The organism is Lactobacillus sp. ESL0681, assembly GCF_029392835.1.
In the GTDB taxonomy this organism is placed as follows: domain Bacteria; phylum Bacillota; class Bacilli; order Lactobacillales; family Lactobacillaceae; genus Lactobacillus.
In genome coordinates this window covers 1,176,611-1,191,014 of the sequence record NZ_CP113943.1, presented here as the reverse complement: position 1 = coordinate 1,191,014, position 14,404 = coordinate 1,176,611, and the positions used below count along the sequence as shown (strand labels likewise).

14 protein-coding genes are annotated in these 14,404 nt (G+C 36.3%); 9 read left to right on the top strand and 5 right to left on the bottom strand.

Annotated features, from left to right (window positions below):
• Positions 1–17: 17 nt before the first annotated feature.
• The 3 genes from OZX59_RS05670 to OZX59_RS05660 are packed head-to-tail and all read left to right on the top strand — an operon-like array spanning position 18 to position 4,290.
• Positions 18–1,967, top strand: a complete 1,950-nt coding sequence (locus OZX59_RS05670) for a beta-glucoside-specific PTS transporter subunit IIABC (protein ID WP_277125115.1) — start codon at positions 18–20, stop codon at positions 1,965–1,967.
• A 24-nt stretch (positions 1,968–1,991) separates the two neighbouring features.
• Positions 1,992–3,437 (top strand): 6-phospho-beta-glucosidase, encoded by a 1,446-nt coding sequence (locus tag OZX59_RS05665; protein WP_277125113.1) that lies wholly within the window; start codon positions 1,992–1,994, stop codon positions 3,435–3,437.
• 31 nt (positions 3,438–3,468) lie between these two features.
• Positions 3,469–4,290, top strand: coding sequence for a histidine phosphatase family protein (locus OZX59_RS05660; protein WP_277125111.1), 822 nt, complete (start codon positions 3,469–3,471; stop codon positions 4,288–4,290).
• A 72-nt stretch (positions 4,291–4,362) separates the two neighbouring features.
• On the opposite strand, the gene OZX59_RS05655 is transcribed toward OZX59_RS05660, so the two are convergent.
• A complete protein-coding gene (locus OZX59_RS05655) occupies positions 4,363–5,598 on the bottom strand; it encodes an MFS transporter (RefSeq protein WP_277125109.1) in 1,236 nt (411 codons plus the stop codon).
• Positions 5,599–5,776: 178 nt separating this feature from the next.
• On the opposite strand from OZX59_RS05655, the gene OZX59_RS05650 reads away from it, so the two are divergent.
• Together OZX59_RS05650 and OZX59_RS05645 are read left to right on the top strand one after the other, a co-directional pair.
• The gene (locus tag OZX59_RS05650) at positions 5,777–6,655 is read left to right on the top strand and encodes a cytochrome C5 (RefSeq protein WP_277126995.1); all 879 of its coding nucleotides are present in this window, start codon (positions 5,777–5,779) and stop codon (positions 6,653–6,655) included.
• Positions 6,648–7,007 (top strand): hypothetical protein, encoded by a 360-nt coding sequence (locus OZX59_RS05645; RefSeq protein WP_277125107.1) that lies wholly within the window; start codon positions 6,648–6,650, stop codon positions 7,005–7,007. The genes OZX59_RS05650 and OZX59_RS05645 overlap by 8 nt, the downstream gene beginning before the upstream one ends.
• A gap of 76 nt (positions 7,008–7,083) precedes the next feature.
• Here the strand turns inward: OZX59_RS05645 and OZX59_RS05640 are convergent, their stop codons facing one another.
• From OZX59_RS05640 to OZX59_RS05630, 3 genes are read right to left on the bottom strand one after another with little or no spacing between them, the layout of a single operon-like run.
• A complete protein-coding gene (locus OZX59_RS05640; protein WP_277125105.1) occupies positions 7,084–7,887 on the bottom strand; it encodes an ABC transporter ATP-binding protein in 804 nt (267 codons plus the stop codon).
• Entirely contained in the window at positions 7,865–8,779 is a 915-nt protein-coding gene (locus OZX59_RS05635; RefSeq protein WP_277125103.1) for an ABC transporter permease, read from the bottom strand. The genes OZX59_RS05640 and OZX59_RS05635 overlap by 23 nt, the downstream gene beginning before the upstream one ends.
• Before the next feature lie 26 nt (positions 8,780–8,805).
• Entirely contained in the window at positions 8,806–9,771 is a 966-nt protein-coding gene (locus tag OZX59_RS05630; RefSeq protein WP_277125101.1) for an ABC transporter substrate-binding protein, read from the bottom strand.
• A 569-nt stretch (positions 9,772–10,340) separates the two neighbouring features.
• Here OZX59_RS05630 and OZX59_RS05625 point away from each other — a divergent pair.
• From OZX59_RS05625 to OZX59_RS05610, 4 genes are read left to right on the top strand one after another with little or no spacing between them, the layout of a single operon-like run.
• Positions 10,341–10,715 (top strand): helix-turn-helix transcriptional regulator, encoded by a 375-nt coding sequence (locus tag OZX59_RS05625; protein WP_277125100.1) that lies wholly within the window; start codon positions 10,341–10,343, stop codon positions 10,713–10,715.
• A gap of 15 nt (positions 10,716–10,730) precedes the next feature.
• Positions 10,731–11,606: an ATP-binding cassette domain-containing protein gene (locus OZX59_RS05620; RefSeq protein ID WP_277125098.1), complete on the top strand. Its 876-nt coding sequence runs from the start codon at positions 10,731–10,733 to the stop codon at positions 11,604–11,606.
• Positions 11,606–12,361: an ABC transporter permease gene (locus OZX59_RS05615; protein WP_277125096.1), complete on the top strand. Its 756-nt coding sequence runs from the start codon at positions 11,606–11,608 to the stop codon at positions 12,359–12,361. Before OZX59_RS05620 ends, OZX59_RS05615 begins: the two co-directional genes overlap by 1 nt.
• Before the next feature lie 22 nt (positions 12,362–12,383).
• Entirely contained in the window at positions 12,384–13,148 is a 765-nt protein-coding gene (locus OZX59_RS05610; RefSeq protein ID WP_277125094.1) for an ABC transporter permease, read from the top strand.
• Position 13,149: 1 nt separating this feature from the next.
• Here the strand turns inward: OZX59_RS05610 and OZX59_RS05605 are convergent, their stop codons facing one another.
• The gene (locus OZX59_RS05605; protein ID WP_277125091.1) at positions 13,150–14,382 is read right to left on the bottom strand and encodes an MFS transporter; all 1,233 of its coding nucleotides are present in this window, start codon (positions 14,380–14,382) and stop codon (positions 13,150–13,152) included.
• Positions 14,383–14,404: the final 22 nt, after the last annotated feature.

Sequence of the window (14,404 nt, the reverse complement as noted above, 5' to 3'; positions counted from 1 at the left end):
AATTTAAGGAGGAAGTTATGGCTTACGAAGAATTAAGTCAAAAGATTATCGACGGAGTCGGTGGTAAGGATAACGTAGCTAGCGTTGTTCACTGTACTACTAGACTCAGATTTAAGTTAAAAGATGAGAAAAAAGCTGACGATGAGGCAGTTAAAGCGACTGATGGCGTAATATCGCTGGTTAAGTCAGGTGGTCAGTATCAAATCGTAATCGGTAATAACGTTGCTGATGTCTATGATACCTTGATTAAAGTTGGTGGCTTTGCTGACGGCGGAGCTGTAGCTGATGACTATGTTGATAATAGCAACATGAGTCTTATAGATAAGTTCATTGACTTAATTTCTGGTATTTTTACACCAATTTTAGGACCAATGTGTGCTACTGGAATGATCAAGGGCTTCAACGCCATGTTTGTTGCTTTTGGGTGGCTCACTGAAAAGTCCGGTACTTATATTGTCTTAAATGCAATTGGTGATAGTTTGTTCTACTTCTTACCAATTGTTCTAGGAATTTCAGCTGCTAAAAAGTTCAAAATTGATAGCTATTTGGGTGCGGTAATCGGAGCAGCACTTTGTTATCCATCAATTGTGGCAATGACTAGTAGTAAAGCTACATTATTTACACTATTTAAAGGAACCATTTTTGAAGCACCAATTCATATGACATTTTTGGGAATTCCCGTAATTTCAATGAATTATACTTCAACAGTTATTCCAATTATCTTAGCAGTTTGGTTTGCGTCTAAGGTACATAAGCTGGCGCGTAAGATTATTCCTGATGTGGTCAAGACTTTCTTAGTACCATTAATGGTAGTAATAATTACAGTACCAATTACCTTATTAATTATTGGGCCAATTGCTACTTGGCTTGGTGACGGGATTTCGGCAATCGTAAGTGGTATTTATAACTTTAGCCCGATTATTGCTGGTATTTTGATGGGAGCCTTCTGGCAAGTCTTTGTTATCTTTGGCGTTCATTGGGGTTTTGTGGCCGTTATGATGGCCAATATTGCAGCAATGGGCTACGATCCAATCTTGGGTCTTTCATTGGCCGCTTCATTTGCGCAAACTGGTGTTGTATTAGCTATTATTTTCCAAACTAAAGACGAAAAAACTAAGAGTTTATCAATTTCGGCTGCAATTTCTGGACTATTTGGGGTTACCGAACCTGCTATTTATGGGGTAACCTTGCCACGTAAGAAACCATTCTACATTAGTTGTATTGCTTCAGCTGTTGGTGGTGCTTTGATTGGTGCTTTAGGTACTAAGGTTTATATTATGGCCGGAATGGGAATCTTTGCGATTCCGGATGCCATGGGCAAGAACGGTATGGACCGTGGATTTTACGGTTTAATCGCTGCAATGGCTTTGGCACTTGTTTTAGGCTTTGTTTTACAAATGATTTTTGGCAAGAGTTCAGTTGATGAACCATTAGTAGAAGCAGCGCCTGCAGGAACTGGCGCAGAAGCTACTCATGAAGCTGATAAGGTGGTCACTAATGAAGCAGCTACTGTTATCCCAGAAAAGTTGACAGCACCTGTAAATGGTGAAATAGTACCATTAGAGCAGGTTAAAGATGAAGTCTTTTCAAGCGGTTCAATGGGTAAAGGTGTAGCAATTAATCCTAGCGATGGCAAAGTTTGTTCACCACTTAGTGGTAAGGTTGCGATGGTTTTCCCAACTGGACATGCCATTGGTTTGATTTCAGATAATGGCGCTGAAGTGATGATTCATATTGGAATGGATACAGTAGAATTAGATGGCAAGGGCTTTAAGACTTTAGTTGAAAAAGACCAAACTGTTAAAGCTGGCGATCCATTAATTGAGTTTGATTTAGAGGCTATTAAAAAAGCTGGCTATGTAGTTACAACACCAGTAATTGTTACTAATACTAATAGTTATCAGGAAGTTAAAGTGCTGGCTAACGATCAGGTCAAAATCGGTGATCAGTTGCTTGACTTAGAATAAATTAAATAAGAAAGGTTGGTATATATGAAGACGAATAATTTTCCTAAGAATTTTTTGTGGGGCGGAGCAACCGCTGCTAATCAATTAGAAGGTGCCTATCAAGCAGATGGCAAAGGGTTGTCCTTACCTGATATTCTGCCAGAAGGTCGCGATCGGATGAAGGTAGTCAATGCACCAGACTTTGATTTTACTATTGATGAAGATAAGTACTATCCTAACCATGTTGGAATTGACCATTATCACCATTTTAAAGAGGACATTGCCTTATTCGGCGAGATGGGCTTTAAATGTTATCGCTTTTCAATTGCGTGGTCACGGATTTTTCCTAATGGCGATGAAACCGAGCCTAATGAAGCTGGCTTGAAATTTTATGATGAAGTGATTGACGAATGTTTGAAGTATAATATTGAACCGGTGATTACCATTTCACATTACGAAATGCCATTAAATCTGGTTAAAAAGTATGGTGCTTGGAAGAATAAAAAGTTAATTGACTTCTATGAAAGATTTGCACGGACTGTTTTGACTCGTTATCACGATAAAGTTAAGTATTGGATGACCTTCAATGAGATTAATAGTGCAGCGCATTTTCCGGTAATGAGCCAAGGGCTAGTTGCTGCTAACGGTGCTAATGATAAGAAGAATGTTTACCAAGCTTGGCATAATCAGTTCGTTGCTAGCAGCAAGGCTGTTAAGATCGGTCATGAACTTGATCCTGATTTACAAATTGGTTGTATGATTTTGTATGCAACTACTTATAGTTATGATGCTAATCCTGCCAATCAATTAGCGACATTGCAGGATAATCAAGCTAATAATTTCTTCTGTGCAGATGTACAAGTTCGTGGTCATTATCCAGCTTATACCAAGAGTTTATTAGCTCGTAATGGTGTAAAGCCAGAAGATTTGGATGTTACCCAGGAAGAATTAGACTTACTGGCTGAGAATCCGGTGGACTACATTGGCTTCAGTTACTACATGTCATCAGTTGTTGACGTCACTAATCAGGATGCTGAGACTGTTAATGGTAATTTGATGGGCGGTGTTAAGAATCCATTCTTAAAATCTAGTGACTGGGGTTGGCAAATTGACCCAACTGGTCTAAGAATTGCGCTTAATCAATTATCAGATCGTTATCAAAAGCCATTATTTATTGTTGAAAATGGTCTAGGTGCATTTGATGAACCAGATACAAATCATTATGTTGCAGATGATTATCGGATTGATTATTTGCGTGAACATATTGAAGCTATCTCACAAGCGATTGATGATGGTGCTGATGTAATGGGTTATACTCCTTGGGGTTGTATTGACCTAGTCAGTGCTTCAACCGGTGAAATGTCTAAACGTTATGGCTTTATCTATGTTGATGAAGATAATGAAGGCAATGGTAGTTTTGATCGTTATAAGAAGAAGTCATTTGATTGGTACAAGAAGGTAATTGAAACTAACGGTTCCGACCTAAAATAACAAAGTTAAAACTTTGGAAAGGCAAAAAGAAATGAAACACAAATTGATAAAAGCGCTGCTTTTAATCTCAAGTTTATCCACCACTTTTCTGATTAGCTCAAATCCCGCTGAGGCCAAGAGTAAGAATACAACTAAGCCAGTGACAATTTATTTAACTCGTCACGGTGAAACAACTGCTAACGTAATGCATCTAGCTCAAGGTTGGAGTGATTTTACCCTGACTGATAACGGGGGCAAAGGTGCAGAATACCTTGGTCGAGGCTTAAAAGGTACTAAGTTCAAGGCTGCGTATTCTGGCGATTTAACTCGTCAGGAAAAGACAGCTGAAGGTGCTCTCAAGTATTCCGGCAATAAAAAAGTAAAATTACAAATTGATCAACGTTTACGTGAATGCAATTATGGTAGTTATGAAGGTCGTCCTGATATGGCTAAAAATGTGCCAGAAATTTCGGCATATTTGGGCTATAGTAGCATGGAAGAATTCCAAACTAAGGCTGGTAAGAGATTCCAGAATGAAATGCAGGATGGCTACTATGGCTTAGATAAAGAAAATAAGTTGAATACGACTTTGCCAGACGCTTATCGTGCAGAAAGCTCTCAAACAGTTGAAAAGAGAATGACAGCTGCTCTAAAAGCAATCGCTAAAAAACAACAGAAAAAAGGTGGCAATGTCTTAGTTGTAAGTTCAGGCATGTCAATCAACCTATTCTTATCAACACAAGACTATCCACAATATGAAGGAACTGGATTGGCTAATGATTCAGTCACGAAGTTAACTTACCGCAATGGTAAATTTAAACTATCAGGTGAGATTGGTAGTTTGGAATACTATAACGCTGGTAAAAATAAATAATACTCGATAATTTTATACCCTTTCAAAAATAAAAATACTGTCTGTAACTTTAGAGTTATAGGCAGTATTTTTTTACTTAGCTGATTTTTTGAAGCTGAAAAAGATAATTAAAATAAAATTGAGTAACAATGTAATTCCGGTTGTCCAAAAGACACTAGCGTAGTTGAAGACTCCGGAAATAGTCGAGCCCATCAGTGAGCCAAAGACTGAACCAACTGCTTGAAAAGATTGGTTATAACTAAAGATCCGTCCGAAACTTTCTGCAGGAGTATTGAGTGTTAGTACAGTCTGAGCAGCTGGCAACATTGCGGCACTAGCAATTCCTAATAAAAAGCGTAAACCGGCTAGAACCCATGGCGAATTAGTTAAAGCCATTGGCACAAACAAGATGGCACCAGCTATTAAGCCAAGTCGTAATATTTTTAAGGGTCCAATTTCATCCATTTTATGACCAACTTTAGAAGCAGCTAGCAGTGTTCCTAAGCCTGGTGTTGCAGCAACAATACCAGCAATAAAAGCGACGTTTTTACTATTTGGCATCATTGACTTAACGTAAAGTGAGACGATTGGATCAATTGACATGTTAGCTGCCTGTACCAATAAGGTTGTAATAAACATAACAATAATTAACTTGGTATTAGGCAGCGTATGCATGATTTCCTTCATTGGTTTCAGCTCTGTCCGTGGAATTGGAGTAAAATCTTCATGAACTAAAAAGGTAGAACCAAGGAACACCAATAACATTAAAAAGCCAGTAATGAAGAAAGGAATTCGATAACCCCAGGCACCGCCTAACAAATTACCAAAGAAACTTGATAACACTCCGCCAAGTAAAGGCCCAACTAAATTACCAGCAGTTCCTGCAGTCATCATTTGACTCATCACCCAACCACTTTTTTGGTGGGGAGTTTCACCAGCAATTAAGGCAGTGGCGTTATTAATATAACCGGAAAAGGCACCTTGGATAAAGCGCATCACAATGATATAAACTGCGTTTGGTGCAAAACCAGTGGCAGTAATCGTTAACGCCATTACGCCAGAAGCACGCATACACATTAGCTTTCTTCCTTTACGATCAGCTAAATTGCCCCAATAAGGAGAAACAATTGCTTGTGCAATAAAAGTTGCGGCGAAGGCCAAACCAGAGTACATGCTGATTTGCAATTGACTATAATGGCCAAGATCAGCAATAAATAACGAAATAAAGGGCATGGTCATTGAATAGCCCATACCAGTGATAAAACAGCCTAGCCATAAGGTGTAGAATGCCTTGTACCAATTGGCTGATAATTTAATATTTTTGGTCAAAATTCACTCATCCTTTTGTAAAAAAACATATCATTTCTATGATAGCACTAAGAATTGCTAAAAAATTATTAAATTTGTAATATTTGCAAGATAATCGTGTTAGGATAATGTTTCTGGAAGGAAGAGTTACAGCATGAGTAAAAATTCACGCATGACTAGAAGCGAGTATCGTAAGCGGATGTCACATGATGTGGAAATTTCACAAACGAGCTCTTATGTTCAAGAAAAGGTTGAAGTTTCACAAACGCGAACCAATTATCGCCATTTGAAATTGAATTTTTGGGAAGTTTTTTCTGATCGACCATATCTTGCAGTGGCAATTGCGGTTTTAGCAATTTTCTTAGTGATGGTTAAATTATGGTGGTTATTAGGAATATTATTAATTATCGTGGTAGTTGGTATCTATATTATTGGCCGCAGCCACCATCCTGACCGTGTACTTAGTTTAGAATTTAAGTTAAAGGCTACCAAAAAATTAAGTATGCTAAGGGCCCTGCAATTTGGTGGTTCGATGGTAATGTTTCTGGCTACTTATATGAAGAAAGTAGTCACCGTTAATTTTTCAACGGCTGGTTCAACTGATGGCTTGCAAGTTGTGCAAGGTGTATTGTCTAATCGCGGCGGGTTTTATGGTCAACAAGGGTCGTATTTGTTAAGCCTGCTTAATACGTTGACTGGCGGACAACTTTGGGGGAAATATCGTTATGCGGCTAATAGCGCTCAAATGATGAATAGTGATGCGGGACGATTAATCATTATGTGGGTGCTATTATTGATGATTGCACCGGCGATTTCGTTCTTAGCACAATTTTTTAAGGAGCCATATTCAAGAAACGTTGTTTTAATATCAGCGGCAGTTGCAACTGTTAGCTTTATCTTAACGCCTCACTTAATGAATAAATGGATTGTGGCTTATGCCATGGAGAATCAAATGACTCATGCACAGGCACAAGCAGCTGTGCATGTGGGGCCAATGGCTTATGTTGCTATGCTTTGTGCAATTTTAGTGTTAGTAATTGCGATATACCGTGTTTTTAAACAGGATCGATTTGAATAAAAGATTGAAAAGAATATGCGACTTTCTAATAACGTTATTTGTACTGATAATTATTGGTATAGCAGGTTTTAAAGTATTTGATGATTATGGAGAATCTTTACTTAAGAATGCAGTATATTCAAAAATTAAACAAAAAAATACCGTTCACAAATATAGTGTGAATACCAAAACAGATAAAAAACTTATTAATGAAAATACAGAATTAATATCTATAGAATCAGATAATCAAGGCTCTGGAAATATTCTTTATTATATTATAAAAATTGGTAAATCAGATTATGGAGTAATGTTTAAGAGTGCTGGCTTATCAAAACAACCAAAATTGAAAGGTATCAAATATTTAGGAAAATAAAAGTTTCCAAGCAAAAAGCCTCGCAGAAGATAAATCTGTGAGGCTTTATTTTGTCCAATATAAAGATGAAACTTTTTTAAGCTAGCAAGATGGCATCGTCTTTTAGTTCTGTGCCAACGTGTTTTTGGAATAATTCCATGAGTTTTGGGACTGTCATTTGCTTCTTTTCTTCACCAGCAAGATCCAAGGCAACACGTCCCTGATGGAGCATAATAAGCCGATTGCCATAGCGAATGGCATCTTCCATATTGTGGGTTACCATGAAGGCGGTTAGTTTTTGCTCAGCGATCAATTTCTCGGTTAAATTCATTACTGTGATCGAAGTTTGCGGATCTAATGCGGCAGTGTGTTCATCCAGTAAAATTAAATCGGGACGCCTGAGTGTTGCCATTAAGAGAGTGATAGCTTGACGCTGGCCGCCAGATAGCAAGCCGATTTCGGTATCTAACCGATTTTCTAAGTTTAAGTCAAGCTGGGCTAATTGTTCTTTGAAAAAGCTGCGATCTGCTTTTTTAACGCCAGCACGGAAAGTTCGCCGTTGACCGCGTTTCATTGCTAAAGCAAGATTTTCTTCGACAGTTAGCCGCACAGCAGTCCCCATCTTAGGGTCTTGAAAAACGCGACTAATTCGTTTTGAACGTTTAGTTACTGACTGTTTACTAATATCTTGGTCATTGAGAATAATTTTTCCTTGTTGAATTGGCAAAGTACCAGCAATACTGTTGAGCAAAGTTGATTTGCCGGCACCATTACTACCAATAATGGTAACAAAATCACCGGCTGCTAGCTCTAAATTGACACCGCGCAAGACGCGATTTTCATTAACGGTTCCTTGTTCAAAAGTTTGATGTAAGTTTTTAATTTTCAATACTTGAGACATTGTTCTTTTCTCCCTTGTTTTTATTTGATAAATGAAAATTAGGTAATGCCAAGCAGATGATTAAGACTAGAGCAGAAGCTAATTTAGCATCAGAAGGTTCAACATTCATTTGGAAGACAAGTGCCAAGATTAGCCGGTAAATAATGGCGCCGATTACTAACGTAACTAAGCGCATGCCAATTGGCAAATGCCGCAGTAAAACTTCGGCGATAATAATGGAAGCTAAGCCAATAACTAGGGTTCCAACACCAGAGTTCAAGTCTGCGAAACCATTATTTTGGGCCAATAGTGCACCAGAAAGGGCAATGCAACCGTTAGAAATCATATAACCCCAGATTTTCATACTTTGAGTGTTAATTCCGTTAGCGGCACTCATCTCAGGGTTGTCACCTGTTGACCGCATGGCCAAGCCGATTTCTGTTCTAAAGAAACCAACGAGTAAAATAATTGCTAGTAAGGCAACAATTAGTCCCATAACGATCACGGCGTTGTTGTGAGATAAACCCCAATCTTGGGCAATTGAAAAGAGGGTTCTTTTGCCTAATAAAGAAACGTTGGCTGCATTTTTCATTACTCGAGAAGTGATGGAATATAATCCCGTCATGGTTACAATTCCGGCTAATAGAGAAGGAATTTTTAATTTAGTATTTAACACTCCAGTTACTAGTCCTGCTAGCATGCCGCCGCCAAAGGCAGCAATAGTTGCTAAGACTGGATTGACTCCGCTAATCAGGCACATTGTGGTAATTGCTCCGCCTAACGGAAAACTTCCTTCGGCTGTCATGTCAGCTAAATCTAATATTCGAAAAGTTAAATAGACGCCAATCGCCATTAGTGACCACAACAGTCCTTGTGAAGTCGATGATAGCAATAAATCTGTAAAAGTACTCATGGTAATTCTGTTTCTGCCTTTCTAGCTTACTTAGGTGCTTTAATTGATTTTGGATCAATCTTTAAAGCTTTAGCCATGTCCTTATTAACTACTAATTTTAAATTATCGGCTTTTTCGACTGGCATGTCTTTAGGTTTGGCTTTGCCGGATAAAATTTTAGCGGCCATTTTACCAGTTTGTTTACCTAAAGCCTTGTAATCAATACCAATAGTGGCTAAACCACCAGTTTTAACTTGATCAGCTGAACCAGCAACTAATGGAATTTTGTGCTTCTTGACTACTTTACCAACTAGGGATGATGCGGAAGCAAAGGTGTTATCTGTAGGAATGTAGATTCCTTGTACCTTTCCAGCTAACGTTTCAGTTACTTGTTGCACGTCATTAGTAGTATTGGCGGTTTTAACTAAAACTTTTACCCCGGATTTCTTCAGTGCTTTAATTGCCAAATCAGCTTGGATCTTTGAATTGGATTCACCAGCATTGTACATAATGCCAATGGTTTTAGCTTTTGGCACAATTGATAGTAATAGTTTAATTTGATTATCAATTGAAACCATATCGGTTGTTCCTGTAACGTTACCACCTGGCTTAGTATCCGATTTTACTAATTTAGCAGCTTTTAAGTCGGTAACGGCAGTGACCACGATAGGAATATCTTGAGTTGTATTAGCTAAACTTTGTGCTGCTGGCGTTCCAATTCCTAATACCAGATCAGACTTATCATTGATTAGTTTGTCACTCATACTTTTCAAATTATCTTGGTTATTTTGCGCATTTTGATAATCAATTTTCAGATTCTTACCTTCGACATAACCGCCAGCTTTTAGGCCTGCTTTAAAGCTTTTGTATGCTTGGTCCAAAGATGGATGTTGCACAACTTGCAAAACGCCCACGTGTTTAACTTCAGCTTTTTTATCTGACTTATTGCTGCAGCCACCTAATAATAGTAATCCAGCTAGACTGACTCCTAGCAACATTTTCTTGATTTTCATTGTTGTTCCTCCATAAAAAATTGTAATAAAAAATACCCACTTATTTCTAAGCAGGTATCACAAAGTCATTTTTTAAAATTCATTGTTGTGCTTAGCCACTTAGAATTATGTGACTAACCGCAAACAAATCGCTTTAGCCATCATAGATAAATTCAAACTTACGTTTCGTTTGAACTCATCTAGATGAATTCAAACGCTATCTAAAATAGCTAAAGTAATAACGAGTATTCAATTGTAATTGATGACATTCAGTTCTAGCCATGAGAATTACCTCCAACACTTGATGAGAGAATTATAAATTATTTAAAAAGTAAAGTCAATAGCTAAAATTAGTAAGCATTCTGGAAGAAAAATAATAAACGAGTGAGCTTTTTATCTAATAAAATTTTCGCTACTTGAGAATTAGCCAATGAATGCTTTAATATCAAGGACTTGCTTGATGATTTGCAATTATTAGTTGCGTAAAAGTTAGTTGCCTTTTACAAGAGTGCACAAAATAGTTGCTTGATAATCTTAGCGGCTGTGCCAAACTAAATTAAAAGTATTAAAAAATATTTAGGAGAATTAACATGATTAAACTTGCAGAACAATTGAAGGCATACCGTAAAAAGAATTCTTTATCTCAAGATGATCTTGCGGCTAAATTATTAATTAGTCGACAAGCAATTTCGAAGTGGGAATCTGGAGATTCAACCCCTGATCTAGATAATGTAGTTAAATTGGCAGAGATTTTTAACGTTAGCTTGGATAATCTAGTATTAGGGATAAAGTCTGACTCTAAAGTTGACAGTACGCAATTTGTATTTGATCCACGAAAAAACAAATACGTTCGGCGTTATGACACGATGAACTTCTGGGGTGTTTTAACTCATTTTTGGTGGCTGTTTATGTTTATGTTCATAGCATTTTTATTTTGTATATTTATGATTGCAGCTGTTTTATAAAAGGATACTAAATAAATGTTACAGGTCAATAATCTTAGTACCTCCATTGGTCGAAAAGAGATAGTTCATCAAATTAGTTTTGATATTAAGCCAGGTGAGATTGTTGGCTTAATTGGTGCTAATGGTGCTGGTAAAACAACAACTATGAAAACAATTCTTGGTTTAACTAAGTTTACTGGCGAAATAAAAATAGACAGTGAAAAAGTTACTGAAGATCAGCATCAAGCTTTAGCAAGAGTTGGTGCTCTAATTGAGCATCCCGCAATTTACCCATTTTTAACCGGTAAACAAAACTTAGAGTTATATAGTTATAGTAAAAATGATATGAATCACTTAATCACGGCACTTGATATGAATGATTATATTGAAACCAAAGCAGCAAAATATTCTTTAGGAATGAAACAAAAATTGGGAATTGCAATAGCATTTTTAAATCAACCTGAATTAATTATTCTGGATGAACCAATGAATGGGTTGGATATAGCGGCAACAATCGAAGTTAGAAAGTTAATTAAGCAATATGCTAATTCAGGAACAGCGTTTTTAATTTCAAGCCATGTCTTGAGTGAACTTCAAAAAGTGATGACTAAAGCAATTATAATTAGTGCAGGTACAGTCGTTATGAATAAAAAAATGGATGAATTTGAGCAAATTAGTTTTCAAAGATATAGATTGGTAACTCAAAATAATATTGCGACCAAGGATTTGCTTTCAAAGCTTAAGATTGACTTTTGTGATAAGACAGATCATTTGCTTGTGAATCAATCGGATATTTTTCGTGTTCAAGCTGAACTTTGCAAACATGATATTTATTTAACAGAAATGAGTCCACTACAACCAAACTTTGAACAATTGGTAGTTGATATTTTAGATAAACAAAGGGAAAAGTGATGATTGACAGTTTTAAAAATGAGTCTTATAAATTTAGTCATCAAAAAACTCCCGTTTATGGGTTAATAGCTTTGATAATGGTAATGCTTTACAGTGCAATAGTTGCAAAAATTACCAAAAATACTTTAATTATAGGTTTTGGTGCAATTGAGTGGCTTCCGATTATTCTGATTGCTACTGGCTCTACTTTCTTTTCGATGGAATACAGTAATAATACGATTATGCTGTTGATGTATAAAGGCTCAAAGAAGTTCGAAATATATATCGCTAAGTTTCTAGTTATTTTTCTTTATGGTTTATGGTTGACATCATTTGCTGTTGTTACAACCTTTTTATTAAAGTTTATTTTAGTAAATAATAAATATAGTTGGTTAGCGATTGATCAGGGCAGACCATTAGTCACTAATTTGTTATTAAATATGCTTGGTAGTGTGATTTATTCGTTTTTCATAGTGGCATTTTCTTTTATGTTGATTATGCTTGTAAAAAATAATGCAATTGTTATTTGTAGTGATTTAGTTATTGGATTTTTGGGAGCAAGTGTATCAACGGCTTTATTAAAGCTATTTCCTGTAGCGGTTAATGTTTTGAAGTGGAATTCGTTGAACATGATCTTTATTTCGCAGCAGTTAGCTAGGGGTGCTTATACTCAAATTTCTAAGTTAACTAATCAGCAGCTAGTTTTGGGCACGTTTGGCTATGGAGTGATTTTTTTGCTTTTAGGCTATCTATTATTTAAGCATCAAAAAGTATAGTTTTAGAAAGGATAATCCAAGATTGATTTTTAGCATAAAACAAGAATTTTATAAGTTAAAATATCAAAAAATTACCTGGTTTGCATTAGTAACACTATTGGCATTAATGGTGATGACGTCTTATACCATAGGTTATGGTGAAGAAAAATTGCTATTAATGACTTGCTATGATGCACCTGATTGGATAATGTTTATTTTGGTAATTATTGCATCTACTTTGTTTTCAATGGAATTTCAAAATAACACCATTTTAACGTTGCTATATAAAGCTTCTAGCAAAATAAAAGTCTATTTGTCAAAATACATTATTATTTTTGCTTACGATATTTTTTTACACGTTATCGCTATTATGCTAACTATTATTTTAAAAATAGCATTAATAGGATCTAAAATTTCGTGGCTGGCAATTTATCAATATCAACAGCCAATTTGGAAAAATATGTTTAAGACAATGTTAATAGACTTGTTAACAACAATGTTAATTATCAGCTTAGTTTTTTTATTATCTTGTCTGATTAATAAGAATGCTGTTGTAATTACATTAAGCCTACTGACTGTCTTTATGGGGCAAGGTGTTTCTGCTAATTTGTTGAATTCCAATAAATTAGTAAATGTTTTGAAGTGGAATCCTTTTAATATGATCAATTTAACTAGGCAGTATTATAACTTTGGGATGTACTATAAGACTACTCAACTTATTAATGAACAAATTATTATTGGAACCATACTATACTTAGTGTTGTTTTTTGTTTTAGGTTACTTAATCTTTCGTCAAAAGAAATTTTAAATTACTGTTTTGGTTTAGCCGAATGCATGACGGCTAAGGTAACTATGAAAACACCGATACTAACAGCAATTATGCCATATAATGCATAATTGACTCTAGTTGTTCCCGCGATACTGGTAAAGATAGTGGTCATTAATGGCCCAGCAATCAATAAAATAGTATTGAGCATTCCCACAGAAGAAGCCAGAATATCGTGATCAACCGACGTAACCAACCATTGTGATAATTTGGGACTGCCCACTCCAGCAAAGAATCCTAACAGGCTACCAAAGACTAGACAGGCAAGCATATTTTTGGTAAGTAAAGCTATTACCATAGCAATACTAGCAAGAGTGTCTAGCAAAGAAATAATAAATAATGAGGTTTGCTTAAAAATTTTGGTGCCAATTGCACTACCTAAAGCCATTCCAATTGAATCAAGTGCCCCAAATAATGCAATTGTGAAACTATAAGTACCAACTAGCATGCTTTTATTACCAGCAACTAGAATTGAAAGTAATGGCTCGATCGTACTGAGAATACCGTTAAGCAAGGCGAATACTAAGACGATAGTTAGTAAGCCATGAGCTGTTTTTACTTGGTGATAGGATGATTTTAAGGTTGCCCAAAAGGACTGTTGATTAACATTAGTGTTAATTGGCTGCTGCTTCTTGTAGTTACGGCCAACATTGAGATAAAGTAATCCTGAAATTAAAAAGGTGATAGCATTAACAATTGCCAGGTTGGTGTACGACATAAAAAGTAGCAATCCAGAACCGATAAACTGTGCTAGCATCGTAATAACTTGATTAATTCCGTTAGTAAAGCCTTCAGCTTCAGCTAAATCGTTTTGTCCAACTAGATCGACGATTAATGGGGTTGATAAGCCGCCAGAATAGGTACCTGCTAAATCGGAAATGAAATTAAGGCCAATAACTAGTAAAACCAAATTCCAACCCGCTAAGTTGCTAGCAAAGAGCAAACCAACAACTAGGTAAAGCGCGCAGCGGATTAAGGCTAGGGTAACAATCACATGATATTTGTTTTTGGTGCGATCAGCAAAATAACCGCCAATACTGGATAATAAATTAGGAATAGCTTCCATAATTGCAATTAGCGATAGTGCTAATGAATAGTTTTTTAATTTGCTAGCATAGGTCATGAGGGCCAAGTAGAATAGAATATTTCCGGCACCGGACAGCCAACTAGCAACTGAAAGTTTACGATAATTTTTGTTTCTTAAAAAAATGTCCATAATTTTCTCCTTTATTTAACGA

Excerpts from the sequence above, each read along its gene's own strand:
- OZX59_RS05670 (WP_277125115.1), top strand. The coding sequence starts at position 18 with ATGGCTTACGAAGAATTAAGTCAAAAGATTATCGACGGAGTCGGTGGT.
- OZX59_RS05665 (WP_277125113.1), top strand. The coding sequence starts at position 1,992 with ATGAAGACGAATAATTTTCCTAAGAATTTTTTGTGGGGCGGAGCAACC.
- OZX59_RS05660 (WP_277125111.1), top strand. The coding sequence starts at position 3,469 with ATGAAACACAAATTGATAAAAGCGCTGCTTTTAATCTCAAGTTTATCC.
- OZX59_RS05650 (WP_277126995.1), top strand. The coding sequence starts at position 5,777 with ATGTCACATGATGTGGAAATTTCACAAACGAGCTCTTATGTTCAAGAA.
- OZX59_RS05640 (WP_277125105.1), bottom strand. The coding sequence starts at position 7,887 with ATGTCTCAAGTATTGAAAATTAAAAACTTACATCAAACTTTTGAACAA.
- OZX59_RS05635 (WP_277125103.1), bottom strand. The coding sequence starts at position 8,779 with ATGAGTACTTTTACAGATTTATTGCTATCATCGACTTCACAAGGACTG.
- OZX59_RS05630 (WP_277125101.1), bottom strand. The coding sequence starts at position 9,771 with ATGAAAATCAAGAAAATGTTGCTAGGAGTCAGTCTAGCTGGATTACTA.
- OZX59_RS05625 (WP_277125100.1), top strand. The coding sequence starts at position 10,341 with ATGATTAAACTTGCAGAACAATTGAAGGCATACCGTAAAAAGAATTCT.
- OZX59_RS05620 (WP_277125098.1), top strand. The coding sequence starts at position 10,731 with ATGTTACAGGTCAATAATCTTAGTACCTCCATTGGTCGAAAAGAGATA.
- OZX59_RS05615 (WP_277125096.1), top strand. The coding sequence starts at position 11,606 with ATGATTGACAGTTTTAAAAATGAGTCTTATAAATTTAGTCATCAAAAA.
- OZX59_RS05605 (WP_277125091.1), bottom strand. The coding sequence starts at position 14,382 with ATGGACATTTTTTTAAGAAACAAAAATTATCGTAAACTTTCAGTTGCT.